This window comes from Enterococcus sp. (assembly GCF_022711995.1).
Taxonomy (GTDB): domain Bacteria; phylum Bacillota; class Bacilli; order Lactobacillales; family Enterococcaceae; genus Enterococcus_D.
Map to the genome: position 1 here is coordinate 1 of NZ_JALAHI010000040.1, position 14,572 is coordinate 14,572.

17 protein-coding genes are annotated in these 14,572 nt (G+C 42.5%); 6 read left to right on the top strand and 11 right to left on the bottom strand.

Going from position 1 to position 14,572, the window contains the following annotated elements; genetic code table 11:
• Positions 1 to 41: 41 nt before the first annotated feature.
• From rsmI to dnaX, 9 genes are all read right to left on the bottom strand, one after another.
• Positions 42 to 899 carry a 16S rRNA (cytidine(1402)-2'-O)-methyltransferase gene (gene rsmI, locus Q0A12_RS03685; RefSeq protein ID WP_291291331.1) on the bottom strand — a complete coding sequence of 286 codons (858 nt, stop codon included), beginning with the start codon at positions 897 to 899 and terminating at the stop codon, positions 42 to 44.
• Positions 900 to 1,094: 195 nt separating this feature from the next.
• The gene (locus tag Q0A12_RS03690; protein WP_003127096.1) at positions 1,095 to 1,442 is read right to left on the bottom strand and encodes a DNA replication initiation control protein YabA; all 348 of its coding nucleotides are present in this window, start codon (positions 1,440 to 1,442) and stop codon (positions 1,095 to 1,097) included.
• A gap of 19 nt (positions 1,443 to 1,461) precedes the next feature.
• A complete protein-coding gene (locus tag Q0A12_RS03695) occupies positions 1,462 to 2,262 on the bottom strand; it encodes a stage 0 sporulation family protein (protein ID WP_291291332.1) in 801 nt (266 codons plus the stop codon).
• 15 nt (positions 2,263 to 2,277) lie between these two features.
• Entirely contained in the window at positions 2,278 to 3,222 is a 945-nt protein-coding gene (holB, locus tag Q0A12_RS03700; RefSeq protein ID WP_291291333.1) for a DNA polymerase III subunit delta', read from the bottom strand.
• A gap of 13 nt (positions 3,223 to 3,235) precedes the next feature.
• Complete coding sequence (locus Q0A12_RS03705) at positions 3,236 to 3,565, bottom strand: cyclic-di-AMP receptor (protein ID WP_003127092.1); 330 nt, start codon at positions 3,563 to 3,565, stop codon at positions 3,236 to 3,238.
• A 31-nt stretch (positions 3,566 to 3,596) separates the two neighbouring features.
• On the bottom strand, positions 3,597 to 4,244 hold the full coding sequence (gene tmk / locus Q0A12_RS03710) for a dTMP kinase (protein WP_291291334.1): 648 nt from the start codon (positions 4,242 to 4,244) through the stop codon (positions 3,597 to 3,599).
• 19 nt (positions 4,245 to 4,263) lie between these two features.
• Positions 4,264 to 4,860 (bottom strand): recombination mediator RecR, encoded by a 597-nt coding sequence (gene recR / locus Q0A12_RS03715; RefSeq protein WP_003127090.1) that lies wholly within the window; start codon positions 4,858 to 4,860, stop codon positions 4,264 to 4,266.
• A 15-nt stretch (positions 4,861 to 4,875) separates the two neighbouring features.
• Positions 4,876 to 5,190, bottom strand: a complete 315-nt coding sequence (locus Q0A12_RS03720; RefSeq protein WP_291291335.1) for a YbaB/EbfC family nucleoid-associated protein — start codon at positions 5,188 to 5,190, stop codon at positions 4,876 to 4,878.
• Positions 5,191 to 5,208: 18 nt separating this feature from the next.
• Positions 5,209 to 6,927, bottom strand: coding sequence for a DNA polymerase III subunit gamma/tau (gene dnaX, locus Q0A12_RS03725; RefSeq protein ID WP_291291336.1), 1,719 nt, complete (start codon positions 6,925 to 6,927; stop codon positions 5,209 to 5,211).
• 287 nt (positions 6,928 to 7,214) lie between these two features.
• On the opposite strand from dnaX, the gene Q0A12_RS03730 reads away from it, so the two are divergent.
• The 3 genes from Q0A12_RS03730 to Q0A12_RS03740 are packed head-to-tail and all read left to right on the top strand — an operon-like array spanning position 7,215 to position 10,399.
• Positions 7,215 to 8,447: an SPFH domain-containing protein gene (locus tag Q0A12_RS03730; protein ID WP_291291337.1), complete on the top strand. Its 1,233-nt coding sequence runs from the start codon at positions 7,215 to 7,217 to the stop codon at positions 8,445 to 8,447.
• Between the two features lie 21 nt (positions 8,448 to 8,468).
• On the top strand, positions 8,469 to 9,593 hold the full coding sequence (locus Q0A12_RS03735; protein WP_291291338.1) for a TFIIB-type zinc ribbon-containing protein: 1,125 nt from the start codon (positions 8,469 to 8,471) through the stop codon (positions 9,591 to 9,593).
• Entirely contained in the window at positions 9,590 to 10,399 is an 810-nt protein-coding gene (locus tag Q0A12_RS03740; RefSeq protein WP_291291339.1) for a TPM domain-containing protein, read from the top strand. Before Q0A12_RS03735 ends, Q0A12_RS03740 begins: the two co-directional genes overlap by 4 nt.
• Positions 10,400 to 10,556: 157 nt before the next feature.
• On the opposite strand, the gene Q0A12_RS03745 is transcribed toward Q0A12_RS03740, so the two are convergent.
• The gene (locus Q0A12_RS03745) at positions 10,557 to 11,525 is read right to left on the bottom strand and encodes a pyridoxal-phosphate dependent enzyme (RefSeq protein WP_291291340.1); all 969 of its coding nucleotides are present in this window, start codon (positions 11,523 to 11,525) and stop codon (positions 10,557 to 10,559) included.
• 265 nt (positions 11,526 to 11,790) lie between these two features.
• Here Q0A12_RS03745 and Q0A12_RS03750 point away from each other — a divergent pair, with 265 nt between their 5' ends.
• The 3 genes from Q0A12_RS03750 to Q0A12_RS03760 all read left to right on the top strand — a co-directional run bounded on the left by Q0A12_RS03750 (position 11,791) and on the right by Q0A12_RS03760 (position 13,690).
• Positions 11,791 to 12,810, top strand: coding sequence for a branched-chain amino acid aminotransferase (locus tag Q0A12_RS03750; RefSeq protein ID WP_291291341.1), 1,020 nt, complete (start codon positions 11,791 to 11,793; stop codon positions 12,808 to 12,810).
• Positions 12,811 to 13,005: 195 nt separating this feature from the next.
• The gene (locus Q0A12_RS03755) at positions 13,006 to 13,179 is read left to right on the top strand and encodes a hypothetical protein (protein WP_291291342.1); all 174 of its coding nucleotides are present in this window, start codon (positions 13,006 to 13,008) and stop codon (positions 13,177 to 13,179) included.
• 193 nt (positions 13,180 to 13,372) lie between these two features.
• On the top strand, positions 13,373 to 13,690 hold the full coding sequence (locus Q0A12_RS03760; RefSeq protein ID WP_291291343.1) for a hypothetical protein: 318 nt from the start codon (positions 13,373 to 13,375) through the stop codon (positions 13,688 to 13,690).
• A gap of 494 nt (positions 13,691 to 14,184) precedes the next feature.
• Here Q0A12_RS03760 and Q0A12_RS03765 read toward each other — a convergent pair.
• Positions 14,185 to 14,572 (bottom strand): hypothetical protein (locus tag Q0A12_RS03765; protein ID WP_291291344.1); only part of this gene is annotated, 388 nt, incomplete at its 5' end.

Below are 14,572 nucleotides of genomic sequence, written 5' to 3' on the forward strand. Positions count from 1 at the left end.
ATTCGGTTTCACTTGTTGGATGATGACTTATGTCACAGTCCTTAAGGCTGCAAATGATAGGCATTATAGACGATTTGTTTTTTCACTTGATTGCGTTTTGCCACTTCTTTGATTGCTTCTTTAGAAGATAGTCCTTCTTCAATCAGTGCTGCCACTTGTTCTTCAAGGCTTCCTTCATATACGACTTCAATTGGGGTCGTCGATCCCGCCACCAATAAGCAACATTCCCCTTTGACGGTATTCTCCGTTAGATAAGCCAATAGTTCAGCTAACGTTCCTCGAAGATATTCCTCATGGATTTTGGTCAACTCTCGACAGATGACTGCAGAACGTTCTGCACCAAAAACGGAAATCATATTTTCGATCGTCGCTGCCAAACGGTAAGGGGACTCATAAAAGATCATCGTAGCCGGCTGGTTTGCCAGCTCAGACAATGCTTCTTTTTGCTCTTTTTTCTTTCGCGGCAGAAAACCATAAAAAAGATTCGGTTGGGGAGACAATCCTGAAGCGATCAATGCGGTCAATCCTGCTGTAGGACCGGGCAATGCAATCACTGGAATCTCAGCAGCAATACACGCTTTGACCAATTCGTGACCAGGGTCGCTAATGGAAGGCATCCCTGCATCACTGCATTGCGCAATGTTTTTTCCAGCTAGCAGCTGATCGATCAACTGCGGCACCCGTTCTTTAAAATTATGTTCATGTAAGCTTCGTTGCGGCGTCGTAATGTCAAAATGGTTCAATAATTTCTGCGTATTGCGGGTATCTTCACTGGCAATCAAATCCGCTTCCCCTAAAATCTTGACACAACGAACAGTCATATCTTCCAGATTTCCGATCGGTGTCGGCACGAGATAAAGCTTCCCACTGATTTGTTTGTAACTTTGTTGTTTCTGCATACTTTCCCTACTTTCAAAAAAGGCCGGGACAGAAGTGTTGAACTCCGAGAAATAAGCAGAAATACAGGAAAATTACTTTTTAAATTTTTGTGTATTTCGACTTATTTCCAAAAGAGGTACTTCTACTCTCGCCGTTGATACGTGTTTAGAGCGTGGAACAAAAGTGTGTTTTCCTTTTGTCCCACGCTCTTCCTATTATCGTCCGCTTTCTCGATAAATCACTTCAAGACAAAAAGCACACGGTTCATCATGTTCTCTTCTTGATCCATATAAGTCATAACAAACATGGAATCCTTCTTCGTATATCTTTTCCAAATTCATTCGGGATTTGGACAATTCTTGTTTGACCGATTCTGCGGGTGCTTCGGCCACTTGATTCAATTCACGGATATGTTCCCGCAGACGTTGATTTTCTAATTCCAGTGTCGTATTTTTTTCAACGATTTCTTGCAACGACTGTTTCATCTCCGCTAAATTATTCAGCGAGTTTTGCAGCTCATTCTCCAACTGATTCAATCCATCATAAATCGATCGCTTGTCCATGCTCATTATGGTCACCTACTTATTTTGTCACTAGTTCTTCATATTCGTAATCGATCGGTGTTTGCCGGTCGTATAAACGGACTTTAATAATGCGTTGCAATAAATCCAGACCAACGACTTTTCCTTTGCCATCTGGGGTCTCGACTTCTTTGCCGCGATCCGGTAATGCACGTTTTGCTTGCTCATACTCTTCGTTCTCGTATTTCAGACAACACATCAAACGTCCGCACAATCCGGAAATTTTCGTTGGATTGAGTGACAACCCTTGATCTTTGGCCATTTTGATCGAGACAGGAATAAAATCGCCTAAAAAAGTCGAACAGCAGAGTTTGCGGCCGCAAGGACCAATACCGCCAATCGCTTTGGCTTCATCTCGAACACCGATCTGCCGCAATTCGATTCTTGTATGAAAATGACTCGCTAAATCTTTGACTAATTCGCGAAAATCAACTCTGCCATCTGCGGTAAAAAAATAGAGCATTTTTGACCGTTCAAATGTATATTCTGCCCGCACCAGCTTCATCGGCAAATTATGAAGACGAATCTTCTGTTTACCAATAGCCAATGCTTCTTCAGCATCTTTGCGGTTTTTCATTTCTTTTTCAATATCTTTATGTGTGGCCTGTCTAATGATCGGCTTTACGTCATAAGGCAAATCTTGCGAGTCGACAAATTGTTTTGGAACCGCAATCGTTGCCATAAACTTCGCTTCTTGTGATTCAACGATAACTTTCTGACCCAATGTATAATCCCGCTTTTCAGGCGCGTAAAAATAGATTTGTCCCGCAGCGCGAAAGCGTACACCGACTACTTCTATCATAACATAGCTCCCCCTTTAGGGTACTGTTATGCCATAGATGATCTTGACTGAAAATTGTTCAGCAACGCCTTGAAAAGCTACGTTCGCTTGCAATTTCTTTTGGGCTTGCAAGGCAGCTTCGATGGCAAGATTGATCTCTTTTCCCCATAAGCCTTGTGACAATAACTGATCGCGCTCTTCTTGCAGATAAAATAACAGAATTGAAAAAATGACTCTCTGCTGATCTTTTTCTTTCGCTAACGCGAGCAGCTTTTTTTGAACAAAAATAAATGCTTGCGGATCTTTCTTCAAGAGATACTTCACCCACTGTGCAACAGCATCCTTAGTCTCATTAAACCATTCCTCTTGAGAGATTTCAACTGCTTTATGATAACTATTTGTTAAGTGGCTCAAAAGACGGCTGCTCTCCTGAGAAAGACCTTCTTTTTGCAGCTTTGTCTGTAATTTGTCTTTTGCCAAAGGGGAAAAATGAATGATTTGGCACCGGGACTGGATCGTCGGTAAAATGCGGCCGACACTTTCCGTTTCTAAAATCGCCAAAAAATTTCCTACTGGTTCTTCTAAAAATTTCAGCAGACTATTTGCAGCACTGGTGTTCATTTTTTCTGCTTGAGAAAGAATAAATATTTTTAAGCGGCTTTCAAACCCACTCTTAGAAAATTCTTCTTGTAGTTGACGAATTTGGTCCACTTTGATGGTTTGTCCCTCTGGTTCCACCAACAAAACATCTGGGTGTTCCCCTTGCGAGATCCGCAGACAATTGCTGCAGGAACCACAAGGCTCGCCTTCATGGCTGTTGCTGCAAAATAAACGTTTTGCCAGCCACAGACTCATCTCATGTTTTCCCGTTCCTGCATCGCCTTCAAAAAGATAAGCATGGGCAATCCGCCCATGCTCGACACTTTTTTTCAGTTGGGCAAAAACCAGAGGCTGATATTCTTGTAAAAAAAGTTCCTCCATGGTCTGCTCCTTCTTAATATTGGTGGAAGCCATCGACGGGCAGAACAAACACTGTTGCACCGCCAACTTCCACTTCTACTGGATAAGGTACTTGACCATCCAGCGAGATATCTAACGACATTGGCGTAGAAACATACTGTTTTCTGGACTGACAGGTTTTCTTGATCAATTCCAATGCATCTTGGACCCGCTCATCCTCAAGACCAATAATAAATGTACTGTTGCCGGCTTTTAAGAATCCGCCGGTAGATGAAAGTTTCGTCGCGCGAATGTTTGCATCGATGAATTCATTTGCTAATCGGTTGCTGTCTTTGTCTTGCACGATTGCCATAATCAATTTCATGAGATCATCTCCTTATTAGTGTCTTCAGCGATTACGTCGTTTTGAAGTAGGCAGGGTATGCTTCAACGATTGCTGAAAAGCTTGTCTCAACAACATCCTGTAATCCCATTCTAGCATCAACCTTATGGATGCGTACAGGATTTTCTTCTGCCAGCTTCAGATAGGCATGGCGAACTCGCTGATGGAACTCTAATCCTTCCGCATCTAAGCGATCCAACTGATGGGCACGATGCTCTTGAATCCTTCTTAATCCCGTGTCCGAATCCACATCTAGATACAATGTAAAATCGGGTTCTGTTCCTTCGGTGGCAAATTCATTGATCCGTGCAATCTCAGGAATACCGATTCGTCGTCCTGCCCCTTGATAAGCCAATGAACTATCCACAAACCGATCGCAGATCACGATTTTCCCTTCATTCAATGCAGGTAAAATCACTTGGATCAAATGTTGGCGTCTGGCAGCAGCATATAACAGTGCTTCTGTCCGTTCATCCATTTCAATATTTTGGGGATCCAGTATGATCCGACGAATTTTTTCTGCGATTTTCACACCGCCTGGTTCTCTTGTTTTGACGATTCCCCGTTTTGCTTCTAATTGCAAACGAGGATATAGTTCATTTAAGACGCTGGTTTTGCCAGCGCCATCTGGTCCTTCGATGGTTATGAATAATCCACTCACCCTTGTTGCCTCCAATGTTTTATAATTCGCGTCTGCCTTCCACTGCTTTAAGCAATGTCACTTCATCCGCATATTCAATATCGCTGCCGACGGACAACCCGTGGGCTAACCGTGTCACTTTGATGCCAGCTGGTTTGATCAGACGGGAGAGATAGATCGCTGTCGCTTCGCCTTCTGTCGTGGCATTCGTGGCAATGATCACCTCTTTCACTTGATCATCATGTAACCGTTGGATCAAGGGTGCGATATTGATATCCTCTGGTCCGGTACCTTCCATTGGAGAAAGGACCCCATGCAAGACATGATACAGTCCATGATATTCACGGACTTTTTCCAGTGCCATGACATCCTTTGGTTCTTCTACTACTAAGATGGTTCCCTTATCCCTTGAAGGGTCACTGCAGATTTCACAGGGGTCTCCTTCGGTAATATTTCCGCAAATACTGCAAAAATGCAGGTCGCGCTTCACGCTCAAGAGGGACTTAGCAAACTCGTTGACCACTTCATCTTTCATATCGATCGTATAAAAAGCCAGTCGGGTAGCAGTCTTTTGCCCAATCCCTGGTAGCTTCATATAGCTGTCAATCAATCGTGCGATCGGTTCTGGATACTGCACGCTACATTTCTCCTTTTATAAACCGGGGATTCCTTTAGTATATTTGCCCATGGTCCGTTCGGTTTCTTTTTCAATTTTAGTCAAACCATCATTTACTGCGAGAATCAGCATGTCTTGTAACATATCGACATCTTCAGGATCCACGATTGCTTCATTGATCGTTAGATCGCGTAATTTCTTATCTCCTGTAAAAGTAGCTTTTACATAACCGTTGGTTGACTCACCAACAAATTCTTTACTGTTTAAGGCTTCTTGTTCTTTCACCATTTCTTTTTGCATTTTTTGTACTTGCTTCATCATGCCTTGCATATTTCCCATGCCTCGCATCATTGTTCTTCACTCCAATTCTCAATTTTCTTCGATACTCGCCAACTCACCAAAAAGCTCTTGCGCTTTGGTAACGACGACTTCATTTTCTGGTTCTTCTGCAATAGTTTCAGGCTCCGACTCCCCTTCATCTAGTTCGCCTGTATTGAAGGTCTGACCACCGGCGATAAATTCTTTTCGCAATACTGGCCAGCTTTCTTTAGTGATAAACACGGCTTGGGGCGCATAATCAGTGATCATTCGTGAAAGTTGATTATGCAGTGTCAACTGTAAGTCTTGGTCATTAGCTGCCCGTTGACAGACAATCTCATAGTCAAAAGCAATCACCACACCAGAAGCACTCGCCGCTTTCGCTTCACTCGCATGGAGCATCGCCCGCTGCGTCACTGATAAGGACATCAACAGATCATCCCAGACATTGCGCACATTCACGAGATCTTGTTTGGTTGCTTCTTTTAAGACCTGAAAGACTCGTTCTTTTGGCACTCGGAACGTGCTGCTGTTTTTGGTCTTTTTGGCAGGCGGATTGACGGGTTCACTATTAGCCGTCGGATTTTCTTGCAGTTTTTGCACTTCCAATTGTAATTTCTGAATCTCTTGGCGAAGCTGTTGCACTTCTTGGTTGGATACAGAAGCTTCACCGGCAGCTTTAGGGGCTGTCCGCTGATTGGCCAATTTGACGACTGCCACTTCTAAGTAAATGGTTGGATTATTGGTAAAGCGCACTTCGTTTTGGGTCTCATTCAACACCGTGATCCAGTGATAGATTTGATCTGCAGTTGCTGCCTGAGCTAAAGCTTTGAATCCAGGAGTAATCTGCAGCGATTTCTCTTCTAATAATTGTGGTGCTTGCTGATATAAGAGCAGATCACGACAATACACCAATAGATTTTCTAATAAACGCCGTGCTTCCTTACCGGAAGACAGCAGCTGACGCAATGTCTCTAATGCATCTGGTACTGCTTGATCTTCACAAAATTGCATCAAACGGTCCATCATCTCATAAGACAAACTGCCGGTTACTTCTAATGCGTCTTGAGTCGTGACTTTGCCATCACTAAATGCGATTGCTTGGTCAGCGATGCTTAACGCATCCCGCATTCCACCTTCTGCGGCTCGTGCGATCACCTGCAAGGCTTCTTCTTCATAAGAAATCTGACTACCATCTAAAACTTTCTTCAAATGTTCCACGATGTCTTGCGTATTGATTCGTTTGAAATCAAATCGTTGGGTTCTGGAAATGATCGTTGCCGGAATCTTGTGGGGTTCTGTCGTGGCTAAAATAAACACGACATTCTTTCGCGGTTCTTCCAATGTTTTCAACAACGCATTGAAAGCGCCGGTTGACAGCATATGGACTTCATCCACGATATATATTTTGTATTCGGCTTGCGTAGGTGCATAGTTGGCACGATCCCGAATAAAACGAATCTCTTCGACCCCATTATTGCTGGCTGCATCGATCTCGATGACATCTTCTTGCGTTCCAGCAGTGATCGAACGGCACATCTCGCATTCATTGCAAGGCTCTCCATTGACTTGATTCGGACAATTGATTGCTTTCGCAAAAATTTTGGCCGCACTGGTTTTTCCTGTTCCCCGTGGACCGGTAAATAAATAAGCATGCGAAATTTGATTTTGATCGATCGCATTTTTCAAGGTTTGCGTAATTGCTTTTTGTCCAACGACATCCTCGAACCGTTGGGATCGCCATACACGGTACAATGCTTGATAGGCCATATTTTTCCTCACTCTTTTCAAAATTCGCTATTATCTATTATACGTAATATTCATCAAAAAAACTACCTTGAGTTGCCTATCTGCAGAAAAAGAAATGAATTTTTATGGAACGAAGACAATGGGATTTTGAAGAAAAAAGGCCTGCCAACAATTGAAGAAATCATTGATTGATTTCTAAAGTCACCCATGCCTACAACTTTAGTCTAATACATAGAAAATACAGAGCTATGGTATAATGAATCTACATTCATCCATTGGATGATGAAAATTTGTAAGGAGGACTGAAAATGGGTATTATCAAAGCTGCAACAAGTACGATTGGCGGAGGACTTGCCGACCAATGGTTAGAGGTCTTCGAACCTGACAATATGGGCGATACGACAGTGATGACTAAAGGTGTGAAGGTGCGCCGCAACGACAAACGCGGTTCAAACCGTAAAGGTACAGAGGATGTCATTACGGACGGTTCTGTGATTCATGTCTATCCAAATATGATGATGTTATTAGTTGATGGCGGAAAAATTATTGATTATACAGCAGAGGAAGGCTATTATACTGTCAAAAACGACTTGGCACCTTCCATGTTCAACGGCTCCTTAAAGGATGCCATTTCTGAAACATTTAACCGCTTCAAATTTGGTGGGGTGACACCTCAAAAACAACAAGTTTTCTATATCAATTTGCAAGAAATCAAAGGCATCCGCTTTGGAACTTCTTCTCCATTAAACTATTTTGACAATTTTTATAATGCAGAATTATTCCTAAGAGCCCATGGCAATTACTCCTTGCGAATCACTGATCCGATCTTGTTTTATACCAATGCGATTCCAAAAAATAAAACGCAAGTCGATATCAACGACATCAATGAACAATATCTAGCTGAATTTCTAACTGCTTTGCAAACGGCTATCAACAAAATGTCAGCAGATGGCGAGCGGATCTCTTACGTTCCATCAAAAAGTATGGAATTAAGCAAATACATGGGAGATGTCTTAGATGACAGCTGGCGTGAATTGCGAGGCATGGAAATCGTTTCGGTGGCTGTGGAAAGTATTTCTTACACAGATGATTCCGTCAAATTGATCAACATGCGTAACCAAGGTGCGATGTTAGGCGATCCAAATGTTCGTGAAGGCTATGTTCAAGGTTCGATCGCACGGGGGATGGAATCTGCTGGTAGTAATGCTGCCGGTGCGACAACCGGATTTGTTGGGATGGGCATGGGCATGAATGCCAATGGCGGTTATCTGAATCAAGCAGCGCAAAACAATCAACAACAGATCCAGCAAAACCAAGAAAACCAGCAAAAACAAGCCAGCGGCGATACTTGGGACTGCCCACAATGCGGCACAAGCAATACCGGAAAATTCTGCAGCAACTGTGGAACAGCAAAACCTACAGGAACCCCAAGTTTACAAATGAAATGTTCAGAATGTAGTGAAGTAATTGATTTAGCAAATGGAATCCCAAAATTCTGTCCAAACTGCGGCAAGCCATTTAAGGGAGTTCCTTTAGACTAAATGAAGGAGGAGCTTAATTAAATGGATGTCATTACGCATAAATGCCCCAATTGTGGCGGCGCGCTAACCTTTGATCCTGGTGATCAAAAATTTCACTGCCCCTTCTGCTTGAGTATTTTTACTGAATCTGAAGTAACTGCCTTTGAACAAAAACAAAAAGAAGCCCAACTTGCCGATGGTACGGCGCCGGAAAATCAGCCGATCACCGAAGAGACAGAGCCTGCATTAAAGGAAGCCATCACTGAAAAAGCCGAAGAAAAGGCGGCCCAAATGGACCTGTTTCTTTGCCCTAACTGTGGTGCAGAGATCGTTACAGATGCTACGACAGCGGCTACTTATTGCTATTTCTGCCACAACCCTGTCGTCCTTTCCGGCCGACTTTCTGGGGAATTCTTGCCTAACAAAGTATTGCCTTTTGCCATCGAAAAAGAAGAAGCAACCGCTAAGTTTCTGGAATGGGCGCAAAAAAAATGGTTCGTACCAAGAGACTTTTTTGATCAAGCGCAAGTGGAAAAATTGACCGGTGTTTATTTTCCTTACTGGACAATCGATGCTGAACTAGATGGCCAACTATCAGGAACTGGTACCTCTTTACGAATTTGGCGGGTCGGCGAGATTGAATATACCGAACACAAGAAATTCGCTGTTTCCCGGCAAGGAAAAATGCGTATCAATGAACTAATCAAAAACGCCTTATCCAAAAATGTTCAGCAAAAAATGGTTACTGGGGTACAACCCTTCCCTCTGGATAAGGCCGTTGATTTTCGCAGCCAATACCTGGCAGGATTCCAAGCCGAAAAGCGGGACATCGAATACCAAACGCTTAAAAATGAAGTCCAAAAGGAACTCTCCGGTTATGCTGAAAATCTTTTGAGCAGCACCGTTAATGGGTACACTAGCTTCAATCGGACACAGCGGAACATTGAGATTACGAAAGAGACCAATCATTACGTACTGCTGCCGGTCTGGCTTGTCACCTATCGCGCTGATGATCCAAATAAGAACGTCTTTTATTATGCGATGAACGGCCAAACCGGTAAAGTCAGCGGAGTCTTGCCCATCAGTTACAAACGCTTAGGATTTACGAGTGCAGCGATTTTTGCTGTGATTGCAATTCTAGGGATGATTGGAGGATATTTCCTATGAGAAAATTTTCCTGTTTTTTCCTAATGGTTGCCGGATTTCTACTGACGACGGTCACTGGCGTGGCAGCAGAGAACACTGTTTCCGACGACGCTGGGCTTTTTACTCCCTCTGAAATCCAGAGTTTAAGCGAACAAGCCGATCAATTGAATGAAAAAATCAAAGGTGAAGTCTTTATCGCAACGACAAATAACGGCATCGATGATATTGAATACACCACCGACCGTTTTCTCGCGGATCGTATCGGGAATGATCAGAATGGCTCAGCATTGATGATCGATATGGGCAACCGTAATCTTCATGTGTCCACCTCAGGAAATATGCTCGATTATATCAACGACGCTCGTCTTGATGATATGTTGGATAATATTTATGATCAGATGACGGCGGGTAATTACTATCAAGCCGCCCGGGTCTACTTGGAGAATGCAGCCAGCTATGTAGAAGCGGGGGTTCCCGGCGGTCACTATCATGTGGATCGTGAGACAGGCAAGATCACTTATTATAAAGTGCTGACCCCTTTAGAAATCGGCATTAGCTTATTGGTAGCTGCAGTGATCAGTATTGCTTTTTTCATCATTGTCAAATCAAGATACCAATTAAAAATGGGTGGATACAAATACCCTTACAGAGAAAAATCCAGCATCAAATTGACTCAAAAAGAAGATCGTCTGGTCAACTCCTTCGTAACGACTCGCCGAATCCCACGTCCACCTAAAAATAATGGCGGCGGCGGTGGTTTTGGCGGTGGCACCACTACTCATTCTTCCGGCGGCGGAACATTTGGCGGCGGCGGACGGAGCTTTTAGAAAAAGACCAACGGGAACAAATTAGGTTAACGTCATTGATTGGTCTGAAATACGTCGTCACTTTTGGCTGACGCATTGAAACCTTACTAAAAAAAGATGATCTTTAGACCACTAGCTGGCCTAAGATCATCTTTTTTGATTCATTGCTTTCTCAAAATCAAATAATTTCTTTAAACACGGAAAAATCGATATTTCCACCTGAGACGACAGCTACAGTTCGTTTTCCTTTTAGTAAGTGATCGATTTGTCCACTAAGTATGGCAGCTGTACTCAGTGCCCCTGCCCCTTCAGCGATCACTTTTTCTTTCAATGCCAAATAGTGGATCGCTGTCTCAATATCTTTTTCTTCCACTAAAACGGTCTCATCAATGCGTGAACGCAACGTGTCGTAGGTCAACTCGCCTGCCAGAGCCACATCACAGCCATCTGCCAGTGTTTTACTGCTGCGATTAGGAATCAGTTCTTGGCGCCAGATGGAAGAAATCATGCCATGAACTTGATACGATTGCACACCGATAATATTGGTTTGCGGACGCAAGTGTTTGATTGCCAACGCAATGCCTGCAATCAAACCGCCCCCACCGATCGGAACGATAACATTGTCGACTTCAGGCAAATCTTGTAGAATCTCCAAGCCAATCGTTCCTTGTCCTTCCATGACTGCACGATCATCAAAAGGAGAAACGAAGACCTCCCCACTAGTTGACACCGCTTCCAAAGTTAGCTGTTTGGTATCATCAAATGTCTCCCCTGCTAAGATCACCTCAGCACCATAATTTCTCGTAGCTTCTATTTTCGTCTTTGCTGCTTTTAGCGGCATAAAAATCCGCACATGAATGCCCAATAATGCGCCTGCCAGTGCAACGCCTTGTGCATGATTCCCTGCCGAACAAGCAATCACTCCTCTTTGTTTCTCTTCTGCTGTCAACGTTGCCAATTTATTATAGGCGCCACGGGCTTTAAACGATCCTGTACGCTGTAGATTCTCTAGCTTTAGATAGATGTCTCCTGCTTTTTCTGCACTCAAAATATTACTGGGCGCGACAGGTGTATGGATCATAATTGGCGCTAGTCGTTGATAAGCGTCCCTGATGCCTTGGATTTCAGAAACCGTTTCTTTGATCACCAAAAGTCCCCCTAATCATTATTTTCTACCTTTATTGAATCATATCCGATCTGTAAATACAATCGTAACAGCTTTCCATTACTCTTTTTTTACAGAAGGAATCCATTGAAGATGATTCTCAGTTTAACAGGACCAAAAAAGCTTATCGCCGCAAGCTTTCATCATGATGTAAGGAATGAAAAACACTGCAATGAATTTTCAGAAAATAATGACTTGCTGGACGTTCCGTGCTATACTAGGAAAAATTAAAAAAGGACGTGACTCTATGCAAATCGATTGGGAAAATTTAGGGTTTTCATACATTAAAACCCCTTGGCGCTTTGTCGCAAAATGGAAAGACGGTTCATGGGAGCAAGGTTCGCTGACAGAAGATAATATGCTTCATATTCACGAAGGTTCACCTGCATTACACTATGGCCAACAATGTTTTGAAGGGTTGAAAGCGTATCGCCGACCTGACGGTGGGATCAACTTGTTTCGTCCAGACGAGAATAGCAAACGTTTGAACCGAAGCGCAAGTCGCTTACGTATGCCCTTTGTTCCGGAAGCAATGTTTATCGATGCGGTCAATCAAGTAGTCAAAGCAAACCAAGAGTTTGTGCCCCCTTACGGTACTGGCGCTACATTGTATTTGCGCCCTCTATTGATCGGAGTTGGAGAAAACATTGGTGTTGCTCCCGCTCCAGAATATTTATTTATTGTTTTTTGTATGCCTGTTGGTTCATACTTCAAAGGCGGTCTAGCCCCAACCAACTTTATTGTTTCTGATTATGATCGTGCGGCGCCAAATGGAACGGGTGCTGCAAAAGTAGGCGGGAACTATGCGGCGAGTTTATTGCCTGGATATGAAGCCCATGAACGCAATTTTTCTGATTGTATTTATTTGGATCCTGAAACACATACAAAAATCGAGGAAGTTGGTTCGGCTAACTTCTTTGGGATCACGGCCGAAAATGAATTCGTGACACCAAAATCGCCATCAATTTTGCCAAGTATCACCAAATATTCTCTCCTTTATCTTGCCGAGCATGTATTAGGTTTGACTCCCATCGAAGGTGATGTCTACGTGGATCAGCTTGATCGCTTTACTGAAGCGGGTGCTTGTGGAACAGCTGCGGTAATCTCACCGATCGGCGGAATTCAAAATGGGGTGTCCTTCCATGTCTTTTATAGTGAAACGGAAGTCGGCCCAACGACTCGTGCGCTCTACGATGAATTGACTGGTATTCAATTTGGTGAACGCCCAGCGCCAGAGGGTTGGATCTTTGATGTCCCCCTCGACTGATTTTCTTGAAAAGAATCGGCTAGCGGAAATAACCTCGGCTAAGCATTTCTGCTAGCAATCACCGGCTTTTACCAAAGGGGTGAGCAATCAGCACCTCTTTTTTTCTCTTTTCTGTCTCATTTTTGCCAGGTTTTCTCAAACCAATTGCCCAAAAGAGAATCCATTGGTACAATCAAAGAAAAAGGGGGAATCGTGATGGCCAAACGTTTTGTTTTTTCATTGATTGCTACCGTGATTTATTTAGTCGTTTCCAATATAGGGAATCTTTTCTTTGGCATCAGCCGATCCTTCAGTTGGACAACCACGTTATGGGAAGCTCTATTCTTTTTTATCTTCATTTTTCTTGTTCAACAATTTCGCAAAAAATAAACAAGCCCAAGTCAGCGTCTGACGACGTGAGTCTTGGGCTTGTTTATTTGCAACTGCTCCTTTAATCAGATAGCCTTAGCCGTCAGAACTTAAAAAGTCCTTCTCAAAAATGTCTTTCAAATCGGCAAAAAATAAATGTTAGCGATTGAACTTATCTGGTACAATGAAATAAAAATAACAAAGGAGTTACTAAATGTCAAAGCGCTATATTGTTACAGAAAGTCGTGGTGGCGGCTGTGGGTGCGGCTGCATCGGGTTGTTATTCTTTTTAATCTTCGGAAGTTTGATCCTCTCAGTTCTTCCCTATCTAATGATTTTCATTGTGATAGCAGGAATTATTTTAGCCTTGATTTACATTCCTAAAATAAGAGACGCTAGGCAAAGACAGAAAGAAGAAGCAGAACTTGATGAAAGAGAACGGAGACTCAACTTAGAACGTCGGCGAAAAGAACTAGAACGCAGAGAACGAGAATTGCACGCCTCCGATAGTGAAGACTGGAAAGATTTCTAATAATGCCAAAAGAGCTATGACAACGGACTTGTCGCAGCTCTTTTTTTGGATAGTGGATAAATCTTTCCAGCAGCGTTGCTTTTATTCGCTAATTTTAGTTTGCTTTGCAAACAGAAGGTAGGAAAAACGGCTTCTGAAAGAAGAACTGACACAAAAATTCGGGAAACATTTTTTGAAGCAATCCGGTACTGAGACAGTCTGTCTATCTTTATAACACGAAGGATCAATGCCATCACTTTTGGGAACCTATAAATTGACTGATTAAGTATAAAAAATAGTCAAAAAGAGCTAGCCCCCTTATCTAAAAGGGATTCTAGCTTGTAACAGCCAAGAGATTATTTAACTGTGTTGGTAATTCAGATGCCTGGTAGCTCCTGATGCTGATTAGAATGGGATTTCTAGAATTTTCCAATCAATGAAAAATCTGATATAGTCCCATTAAATCTACAAAGTATGGTCAAAAAGATAGTAAAAAAAACGCCAGTATGTCAAAATCAGAACAATTCTTCTCTAATTAAAAAACCTACAGTAGAGCCACGAGATACTAAAAAATTTAAGATGCGTAGTAAATGATTTCTAAAATGATCAACTTTTCTTGCCTCTTCTTCATACTCACTTGAAAAACTAAGAACTATTTCTTCTAAGTAGTATTCTGTATTTGTTGGTAATTGAGAAGCCGTTAACTTATTATTCTCTGAAATTATTTTCGAAATCCATTCAACTCCTTCTTTTATAAATGGATGACCTATTGTATTTATGAATCCGGCTATCGAAAATAGCGTTTCTGGTAAAAAACCTAAATCATCAACCATTCTATCAAAAAAAACTAGATTTTGAATTTTGAATCCATCCCATTCTTTTATACCCTCTTTCCAATAATGC